8 protein-coding genes are annotated in these 9,578 nt (G+C 69.5%); all 8 read right to left on the reverse strand.

What is annotated here, in order from left to right; genetic code table 11:
• Nucleotides 1-21: 21 nt before the first annotated feature.
• Nucleotides 22-741, reverse strand: a complete 720-nt coding sequence (locus tag ACXJKH_RS09485; RefSeq protein WP_457319239.1) for a response regulator transcription factor — start codon at nt 739-741, stop codon at nt 22-24.
• The gene (locus ACXJKH_RS09490; protein WP_457319240.1) at nt 722-3,382 is read right to left on the reverse strand and encodes an ATP-binding protein; all 2,661 of its coding nucleotides are present in this window, start codon (nt 3,380-3,382) and stop codon (nt 722-724) included. The genes ACXJKH_RS09485 and ACXJKH_RS09490 overlap by 20 nt, the downstream gene beginning before the upstream one ends.
• A 37-nt stretch (nt 3,383-3,419) precedes the next feature.
• Entirely contained in the window at nt 3,420-4,064 is a 645-nt protein-coding gene (gene kdpC / locus ACXJKH_RS09495) for a potassium-transporting ATPase subunit KdpC (RefSeq protein ID WP_256777505.1), read from the reverse strand.
• Nucleotides 4,061-6,112 carry a potassium-transporting ATPase subunit KdpB gene (kdpB, locus tag ACXJKH_RS09500; protein WP_457319241.1) on the reverse strand — a complete coding sequence of 684 codons (2,052 nt, stop codon included), beginning with the start codon at nt 6,110-6,112 and terminating at the stop codon, nt 4,061-4,063. The genes kdpC and kdpB overlap by 4 nt, the downstream gene beginning before the upstream one ends.
• Before the next feature lie 11 nt (nt 6,113-6,123).
• Nucleotides 6,124-7,842, reverse strand: coding sequence for a potassium-transporting ATPase subunit KdpA (gene kdpA / locus ACXJKH_RS09505; protein ID WP_457319242.1), 1,719 nt, complete (start codon nt 7,840-7,842; stop codon nt 6,124-6,126).
• A gap of 12 nt (nt 7,843-7,854) precedes the next feature.
• Nucleotides 7,855-7,947: a potassium-transporting ATPase subunit F gene (locus ACXJKH_RS09510; RefSeq protein ID WP_017355708.1), complete on the reverse strand. Its 93-nt coding sequence runs from the start codon at nt 7,945-7,947 to the stop codon at nt 7,855-7,857.
• Between the two features lie 423 nt (nt 7,948-8,370).
• The gene (locus ACXJKH_RS09515) at nt 8,371-9,036 is read right to left on the reverse strand and encodes a hypothetical protein (protein WP_457319243.1); all 666 of its coding nucleotides are present in this window, start codon (nt 9,034-9,036) and stop codon (nt 8,371-8,373) included.
• A gap of 20 nt (nt 9,037-9,056) precedes the next feature.
• Nucleotides 9,057-9,578 (reverse strand): orotate phosphoribosyltransferase (pyrE, locus tag ACXJKH_RS09520; protein ID WP_457319244.1); only part of this gene is annotated, 522 nt, incomplete at its 5' end.

Below are 9,578 nucleotides of genomic sequence, written 5' to 3' on the forward strand. Positions count from 1 at the left end.
ATGCTCGGCTGCCCTCCCGCCTCACCCCTTGAAGCGCAGCCCCACCCCAGGTTCGGTGAACAGGTACCGCGAATCCAGCGCCGAATCGCCCAGCTTGTGCCGTAATTTGCCCACCAGGATGCGCAGGTAATGCGTGTCGTGCTGGTGCGTCGGCCCCCAGATTTCCTGCAGGATCTGCGGCTGGGTCACCACCCGCCCGGCATTTCGCAGCAGCAGCGACAACAGCGCGTATTCCTTGCGGGTCAGGGCCACCGGCGCGCCGTCCAGGTGCACTTCGCGCCGCACCAGGTCGATATGCAGGTGCCCGTCGTCGAACTGCGGCAGCACGCCCTCGCTGGATACCGTGCGCGAGCGCAGCAGTGCCCGCACGCGTGCCATCAGCTCCTGCGTGCCGAACGGCTTGGTCACGTAGTCGTTGGCGCCGTTGTCCAGCGCCCGCACTTTTTCGGTCTCGCTGGCGCGCACGGTGAGCATGATCACCGGCACCTGGCTCCACTGGCGCAGCTCGGCCAGTACGTCGTGCCCTTCCATGTCCGGCAGGCCGATATCCAGGATCACCAGGTCCGCGCCCTCGCTCACCAGCGCTTCCAACCCGGCCTGGCCGGTGGCGGCCTGCACCACGCGGTAGCCCTGCGCGCGCAGGCTGATGTCGAGGAAGCGACGGATCTGCGCTTCGTCATCGATCACCAGCACGCGGGCCGGGGGCACGCCTTGGGTGGGGTCAGGATTCGTCGTCGTCATCGTCAGGGTGGGGTTGCAGCAGGGGCAGCGTGATGCGGATCAGGGTACCGCGTCCGTCGCGCCCCGGCAGCGCCTGCACGCTGCCGCCATGCGCGCCGATCATGCCCTGGCAGATGGTCAGTCCCAGCCCGGTGCCATGCCGGCCCCGGTCGCCGCGCTCCACGCTGTAGAACATGTCGAAAATGCGGGCGCGCTCGTCATCGGGAATGCCCGGCCCGGCGTCCAGCACGTCGATGCGCAGCTCGCCCTCCACCAGCCGCGCCTGCACTTCCACCGCCGCGCCGGGCGGCGAGAACTTGGCCGCGTTCTCCATCACGTTGAACACCGCCTGCTCCACCAGCGCCGGGTGCACCCAGATCGGGGCCAGCGTGGCCGGGATATCGAGTTTGAGCTGCACCTCCGGCTGATACCGCTGCAGCCGCCGCGCGGCCGATCCCACCAGCTCGTCCACGCCGATCCAGTCGCGGTTGATCTGCAGGCCTTCGTGGCCCAGCCGGGTCATGTCCAGCAGGTTCTGGATGTAGCGGTCCAGCCGCTCGCCTTCCACCAGGATGGTGTCCAGCAGGGCGCGGCGATCCTGCGCGTCCATCGCATCGGCATAGCTGCTCAGGCTGTCGGCTGAGCCGATCATCGCCGCCAGCGGCGAGCGCAGGTCGTGCGATACCGAGGACAGCAGTGCCGAGCGCAGGCGCTCGGTCTCGTTGCTCACGTGCGCCTTTTCCAGGTCGGCTACCAGCTGCGTGCGCAGCGCGGCCTGGGCGATGTCATCCACCATCGCCTCGGCCAGCTGGCGTTGCTCGGGGGTGAGGCGCGGCGCACTCCGCGCGAAGCGCATGCCGGCCACGCCGATGGCGCGGTCGTCGCCGTCCAGCAGTGGCAGGAACCACCATTCCGCGCCGGCCAGCGTATCGGTGAAGCGGCCACTGGGCTGGCCGTGGCGCCGCGCCCAGTCGGCGGCGGCCAGGTCGGTGTCGCCCGGTGCGGCGCTGCCGCTGGTGCTGGTGTCCTGGCCGATGCGCAGCCACGCCGGTGCGTCCATCGCCTGTTCCAGCGCCTCGCGCCCGGCTTGCGCCACCTCTTCGTTGCTGGCCGCACGGGTCAGCTGCCGGCCAAGCGCTTGGCGCGCATTGGCGTGGCGGTTGGACGCACGCAGCGCCACCACCTGCATGCGCAGCCGCGAGGCCAGGCGGCCAGCCACCAGCGCGGCAGCCAGGAACAGGAACACGGTGATCACGCCCTGGCGCGCGCTGATCGCAAAGGTGAAGCGTGGAGCGATGAAGAAGAAGTTGTAGGCCAGGAAACACAGGGCCGCGGCGATCACCGCCGCACTGGTGCGGCTGCGCGCGGCCACCATCACCACCGCCACGATGAACACCATCGACAGGTCGTACAGCCCCACCCAGCGCTCGGCAATCAGCGCCACCAGGCAGGCCAGCGCCGTGGCGCCCACCGCCAGCAACGTGTCCTGGCCGGTGCTGCGGGTGGGGATCGTCAGCCCGGCACGCCGCGCGCGAGCGCGCGCCTGCGGGGTGCCGATGATGGTGATCTCGTAGTGCGCACCGCGCTGGATCAGCTGCTGGGTGAGGGTGCGGTTGAGCATCCGCGCGAACGGGCGCTCGCGGGTGCGGCCCAGCACCAGCGTGGACACGCTGTTGTGCGCGGCGTGGTCCAGCAGCGCATCGGCGATGCTGGAGCCGTGCAGTAGTTCGGCCTCGCCACCGAGGCGGCGCGCGAGCGCGAAGGCGGCATCGATCTCGCGCCGGGTGTCTTCGTCGTTGCGCCGGCCCTGCACGGTCACCACCGTCCATGGCGCATCACGGCGCTCGGCGATGCGCCGGCCCACGCGCACCAGGTACTCGCTCTGGCCACCGCCATCGATGGCCAACAGCACGCGCCGGCGCAGCGGCAGGTTGGCCTCGCCACGTGCGGCGCGGGTCTCGCGCAGGCTGCTGTCCACGCGGTCGGCCGCTTCCTGCATGGCCAGTTCGCGCAGCGCGGTGAGGTTGGCCGGCGAGAAGAACGCCTGCAGGGCTTGCGCTGCCTGCTCAGGTACGTACACCTTGCCCTGCTGCAGGCGCTCGATCAGTTCGCGCGGCGGAATGTCCACCAGCACGATGTCGTGCAGGCGGTCGAGCACCGCATCGGGCACGGTCTCGGTGACGCGCACGCCGGTGATGCGCATCACCACGTCGTTGAGGCTTTCCAGGTGCTGGATGTTGACCGTGGTCCAGACATCGATGCCGGCTTCCAGCAGTTCTTCCACGTCCTGCCAGCGGCGCTCGTGGCGGCTGCCGGGGACRTTGCGGTGGGCCAGCTCATCCACCAGCACCAGCGCCGGGTGGCGGGCCAGCACCGCGTCCAGGTCCATCTCGCCCAGCACGTGCTGCTGGTAGTCGCGCTGCACCAGCGGCACCTGCGGCAGGCCCTCCAGCAACGCAGCGGTCTCGGCGCGGCCGTGCGTTTCCACCAGCCCTACCACCACATCCACGCCGCGACGCAGCTGTTCGTGCGCGCGGCTGAGCATGCTGAAGGTCTTGCCTACGCCCGGGGCGGCACCGAGGAACACGGTGAGCTTGCCGCCGGCTTCGCGTTGCAGGCGTTCAACCAGGGCATCGGCCTGGCGGGTACGTGGGTCGCTCATGGGTGGCGATTGTGCACCGGCCGATGCGATCCCCGCATCACGGGGCCGCCTTGAGGTCATCCAGCGCCAGGTTGAGCGTCATCACGTTGACCCGCGGCTGACCGAACACGCGCCACTGCGGGCCCTGCGTGTTGGCCTTCACCAGTGCAGTCACGCGCTCGGGCGGCAACCCGCGGCTGCGGGCCACGCGGGCGATCTGCAGCTGCGCGGCGGCGGGCGACAGCTCCGGGTCCATGCCCGCGCCGGACTGGGTCACCAGGTCGCTGGGCACCTGCGCCGGGGCCACGCCTTCGCGCGCGGCCACCGCGGCGATGCTGGCCTGCACGCGTTCCTGCAGCGCCGGATTGGTCCGGGCCAGGTTGCTGCCGGCCGCGGCCATCGGGTCGTAGTTGGCCGCCGACGGGCGCGCCTGGAAGTAGCCATCGCCGGTGAACGGCTGCGCGATCAGCTGTGAGCCGCGCACCTGGCCATCGCGGATGAGCAGGCTGCCATCGGCCTGCGCGGGGAACAGCAGCCGGCTGGCACCGGTCGCGGCCAGCGCATAGGCCAGGCCGAGCAGCAGCAGGCTGACCAGGCCCAGCATCAGCGCCGGGCGCCATGCGCCGTGCTGCTGCAGGGTGGCCGCCCGCGCGGCAGGGGCGCGCGCGGCGCGGGGCAGGGAGGTTGCAAGTGAGCGGTTCATGCGCCGAATACCGAGACAAGGAAGAGGTCGATCAACTTGATGGCCGCAAACGGCAGCAGCACGCCGCCGAGGCCGTACACCAGCATGTTCCGGCGCAGCAGCGCGGTGGCCGTGGCCGGGCGGAAGCGCACCCCGCGCAGCGCCAGCGGAATCAGCGCCGGAATCACCAGCGCGTTGAAAATCAGCGCCGCCAGCACCGCATTGCGCGGGCTGGACAGGTGCATCACGTTCAATGCCGCCATGGCCGGCAGGGTGGAGGCGAACAGCGCCGGCAGGATCGCGAAGTACTTGGACACATCGTTGGCCAGCGAGAAGGTGGTCAGCGCACCGCGCGTGATCAGCTGCTGCTTGCCCACTTCCACCACCGCCAGCAGCTTGGCCGGATCCGAATCCAGATCGACCATGTTGCCGGCTTCCTTGGCCGCCTGCGTACCGGAGTTCATCGCCAGGCCGATGTCGGCCTGGGCCAGCGCCGGGGCGTCGTTGGTGCCGTCGCCCACCATCGCCACCAGCCGCCCGCCGGCCTGCTCGGCCCGGATGCGCGCCAGCTTGTCTTCCGGGCGGGCCTCGGCGATGTAGTCGTCCACGCCAGCTTCGGCAGCAATGGCGGCGGCCGTGAGCGGGTTGTCGCCGGTGATCATCACCGTGCGGATGCCCATCGCGCGCAGCTGCGCGAACTTCTCGCGCATGCCGTGCTTGACCACGTCCGACAGCTCGATCACGCCCAGCACGTGGCGCCCTTCGCACACCACCAGCGGGGTGGCACCGTTGCGCGCCACCTGCTCCACGCGGCCCGGCAGTTCGGCCGGCACGATGCCGCCCAGCTCACGCACATAGGCGCTGATCGAGTCGGCCGCGCCCTTGCGGATGCGCCGTCCGCCGTCCAGGTCCACGCCGGACATGCGGGTCTGCGCAGAGAAGGCCAGGTAATCGGCGCGGTCCGGTTCGGTGGTGGTGCAGCCTTGTTCGCGCGCCAGGCGCACGATCGATTTGCCTTCCGGGGTCGGGTCGGCCAGCGAGGACAACAGCGCCGCTTCACGCAGCTGCGGCGCGTCGATCCCGGCCAGTGCATGGAAGTGCGTGGCCTGGCGGTCGCCGTAGGTGATGGTGCCGGTCTTGTCCAGCAGCAGCACGTCCACGTCACCGGCCACTTCCACCGCCTTGCCCGACTTGGCCAGCACGTTGGCGGCCAGCGCCCGGTTCATGCCGGCGATGCCGATGGCCGGCAGCAGCCCGCCGATGGTGGTGGGAATCAGGCACACCAACAGCGCGATCAGCAGCAGCGGGTCCACCCGCACGCCGACGAACGCACCGATCGCCGGCAGCGTGGCCACCACGATCAGGAAGGTAAGCGTCATCGCCGCCAGCAGCAGGGTCAGCGCGACCTCGTTGGGGGTCTTCTGGCGGTTTGCGCCTTCCACCAGCGCGATCATCCGGTCCAGGAAGCTGTGGCCCGGCTCGGCGGTGATGCGCACGATGATCTGGTCCGACAGCACCTTGGTACCGCCGATTACGCCGCTGCGGTCGGTGCCGGCCTCGCGCAGCACCGGCGCCGATTCACCGGTCACCGCCGCTTCGTTGATGGTGGCCAGGCCCTGCACGATCTCGCCATCGGCGGGAATCAATTCGCCGGCGCTGACGATCACATGGTCGCCCGGGCGCAGCTCGGCGGCCGGTACCTGGGTCTCGCTGGCCCCGGCATGCGCGGCGGCCAGCCGACGCGCGCTCAGGTCCTGCCGCGCCCGCCGCAGCGAGGCGGCCTGGCCACGCCCGCGCGCCTCGGCCACCGCTTCGGCGAAATTGCCGAACAGCACGGTCAGCAGCAGTATCGCGGTGACCGCCAGGCCGAAACCCAGCGGTGCGTTGCCGCTCAGGGTGACCGCCAGGCTGACCACGGTGCCGGCCATCACCACCGCCATCACCGGGCTGTGCAGCAGGTGGCGGGGCGAGAGCTTGATCACCGCATCGCGCAGGGCGCGGCGCCAGCCGGCCGCATCGAGCAGGCGCTGGCGGCGGTGGGAAGAAACGTTCAAGGGATAGGTACTCATGGGGTCACATCTCAATGCAGGGTCAGCGACAGGTGGTCGGCCACCGGGCCCAACACCAGCGCCGGCATGAACTGCAATACGGTCAGGACGACGATCAGCGCGATCAGGGTCAGCGCGAAGGTCGGGGTTTCGATCTGCAGGGTGCCCGCCGATTCCGGGGCCCGGCGCTTGGCGGCCAGTTGCGCGGCCACGACCAGCGGGATGATCAGCACCGGGTAGCGGCCCAGCAGCAGCACCAGGGTGCAGCTCAGGTTCCACCACGGGGTGGCGTCGCCCAGGCCTTCGAAGCCCGAGCCGTTGTTGGCAAACGCCGACACGTACTCGTAGAACACCTGGCTGATGCCGTGGAAGCCGGGATTGGACGTGCCGGTGATCGCCGGGATCGCCAGGGTCACCGCGGTGAAGCCCAGGATGGTGATCGGCTGCAGCAGCACCAGCAGCGCCAGCAGTCGGACCTGCGGGGTTTCCAGCTTGCGCCCGAGCAGTTCCGGGGTACGCCCGGTCATCAACCCGGCCAGGAACACGCCCAGCATCAGGTACACGATGAACTGCTGCAGGCCGCAACCGATGCCGCCCCAGATTGCGTTGACCAGCATGTTGATCATCGGCACCGCTCCGGCCAGCGGGCTGAGCGAGTCATGCATGCCGTTGACCGAGCCGTTGGACACTTGGGTGGTGATCGCCGCCCACAGGCCGGTGCCGTCCGCGCCGAAGCGCACTTCCTTGCCTTCCATCAGCAGCGGGCTGGCCGCCGTGGCCGAATGGCCTTCCAGCCATACCGTGGCCGCCACCGACACGCTGGACATCGCCAGCATGCAGCCGAACACCAACCCGGCCAGGCGCCTGCGTCCGGTGAACGCGCCCAGCATGAAGATCACGCTGATCGGGATCAGCAGAATGCCAATCAGCTCCAGCGCGTTCGACAGCGGGGTGGGGTTTTCCAGCGGCATCGAACTGTTGGGGCCATACCAGCCACCGCCATTGGCGCCCAGCTGCTTGGCCGCGACCATCGCCGCGACCGGGCCCAGCGGCAGTTTCTGCGTGTCCATGCCGGCGGCCGCATCGATCGGCGTCGCCTGCGGGCCGGCGGCCAGCGTCGAGGGCACGCCCTGGCTGGTCAGCAGCACCGCCCACAACAGGCACAGCGGCAGCATGAAGCGCACGCACGCGCGCACCACGTCGGCGTAGTAGTTGCCCACGTCCACGCGGCGGTCCGCGCTGAGCTGCGCGGACTGTGCGGCGTCCACGTCGTCCGGACGCGCACCGAACAGCGCACGCAGCGTGGCCACCACCAGCGCCAGGCCCATCATCGGCGTCACCACCTGCAGGCCGGTGATGGCGGTCATCTGCGAGAAGTAGGACAGCTGCGCCTGGCCGGAATAGTGCTGCTGGTTGGTGTTGGTCAGGAACGACACCATCGTGTGCAGCGCCGTGTCCCAGCGCATGTTGGGGATCTGGTCGGGATTGAACGGCAGCCAGGCCTGGGTCATGAAGACCGCCTGCACCAGCACCGCGATCACCACGTTGCTGAGCAGGAAGGCCATCACATAGCCACGCCAGGACATGCCGCGCGCCGGGTTCACCCCCAGCAGCCGGTACAGGGGCTTTTCAATCAGCCCGAACAGCGCATCGCCYCGCATCGGCGCACCGCGCATCACCCGGGCCAGGTACAGCCCAAGCGGAAAGGCCAGCACGATGCTGGCCAGCAGGATCAACAGGATCTCGGTCATGGTCGGCTCCGGTCAGAACGCTTCGGGCCGAAGCACGACGTACAGCAGATAGGCGGCGGCGACGAGCACCAGCACGCCACACACCAGGGAAAGCCAGGCAGGCATGGTCGTGGCCTCAAACGCAGGAAAGGAGGGCGGCGGTGCAGGGCGCACCGGCGACAGGGAACACAGGCAGATACAGGCTCATGGGACGTCCAGGTGGAACCACTCCACGTCAGGCGCCCATCGTCTGCCTGCCCGGCATAAAGGGGCCACGCCCAGCACCACGCCCAAGCGTAAAAAGTGCATAAACAAACGTAGAGCCGACCGTTGGTCGGCTGCCCCCGCTGACCTGCCTTCCGGTGTGCCGGCCGCTGGCCGGCTCCTCGCTCAACCGTCCGACGACGTCAGCCGCCGGCCGCTGGCCGGCGCCTCATGACCCTGGCCCGATGCACGGGGAGCCGGCCAGCGGCCGGCACTACCGAAAGCGCCACGCGCACAAAAAAGGCGGCCATCCGGCCGCCTCTCACTCCAACAACGTCCGCCAGCTCACGCCCGCGGATCGGTCCCCACGCCCTTCAACAACCGATACCGCTGCAGGGTCTCCTCGATTTCCACATCCAAGGCCTTGCGCTGCGCTTCGAAGGAGGCCTGCATGCGCCGCTGCGCCACCAGTTCGGCGTGACGCTGCTGGATGCTCTGGGCCTGCTTCTCGGCCACCGGCTTGCCAGCCAGTTCGCGGTCGCCGGCGGTGCCCAGCAGGCTCACCAGTGCATCGCGCAGGCTGGCCACGTTGTAGCGCGCGGTCTGCACGTTGTTGTCGATGATGCCGGTGCGCTCGGTGAACACCCGGCGCAGGTCATCTTCGTTCTCGTAGGTGGACAGCATCGCCTGCTCGGTGCGCTTGCGGGTTTCCTCCGCAGCCAGGTCGAGCTGGCGCTGCGCGGCCACCGCCGCCGCATCCGCGCGCTCTTCCTCGGTCAACGTGCGCTCCACCTCACCACGTCGCAGCCCGCTGGCCGCGCTGAATTCCTCCCGCGCGCTGTTGACCGCGTCCTGCGGCAGCGTATCGCTGCAGATCCGCTCGGCGCCCTTGTTCCAGCAGTAAAGCTTCTTGGCTTTCGGCTCGTTCTTGCCGCGCTGGGCCTGGGCCGACAGCGACGGCGCGGCCAGCAGCAGGCCGATCAGAATGGTGGTGGCAATCCGGCTGGACATGGTTGGCGAGCCCCCTGCTCTCAACGCGTAGGACGGCTGCCGTAGCGGGACCGATAGTCCTCCAGCGGCTGCCGGTATCCGACAAGTTCCGGATTTCCGGAGGCAAAATCAAGCAGGTCGGCCAGCGTGGCCACCGCCACCACCGGAATCCCGGCCTCTTCGGCCACCGACTGGGCCGCCGAGCGGCGGTCGGTTTCCGAGGCGATCTCCTGGCGATCCAGTGCCACCACGATGCCGGCCGGGGTGCCGCCGGCGTCCTTGATGATGGTCAGCGCCTCGCGGATGGCGGTACCGGCGGTGATCACGTCATCGACGATCAGCACGCGCTTGCCATTCATATCCGCGCCGATCAGGTTGCCGCCTTCGCCGTGGGCMTTGGCTTCCTTGCGGTTGAACGACAGCGGCAGGTCGCGCCCACGCTGGGCGAACTCGCAGGCGGTCGCGGTGGCCAGCGGGATGCCCTTGTAGGCCGGGCCGAACACGACGTCGAACTTCAGCCCGGTGGCCTCCACCGCATCGGCGTAGCAGGCGGCCAGCTGGAC

It is taken from the genome of Stenotrophomonas sp. P5_B8 (genome assembly GCF_054049855.1).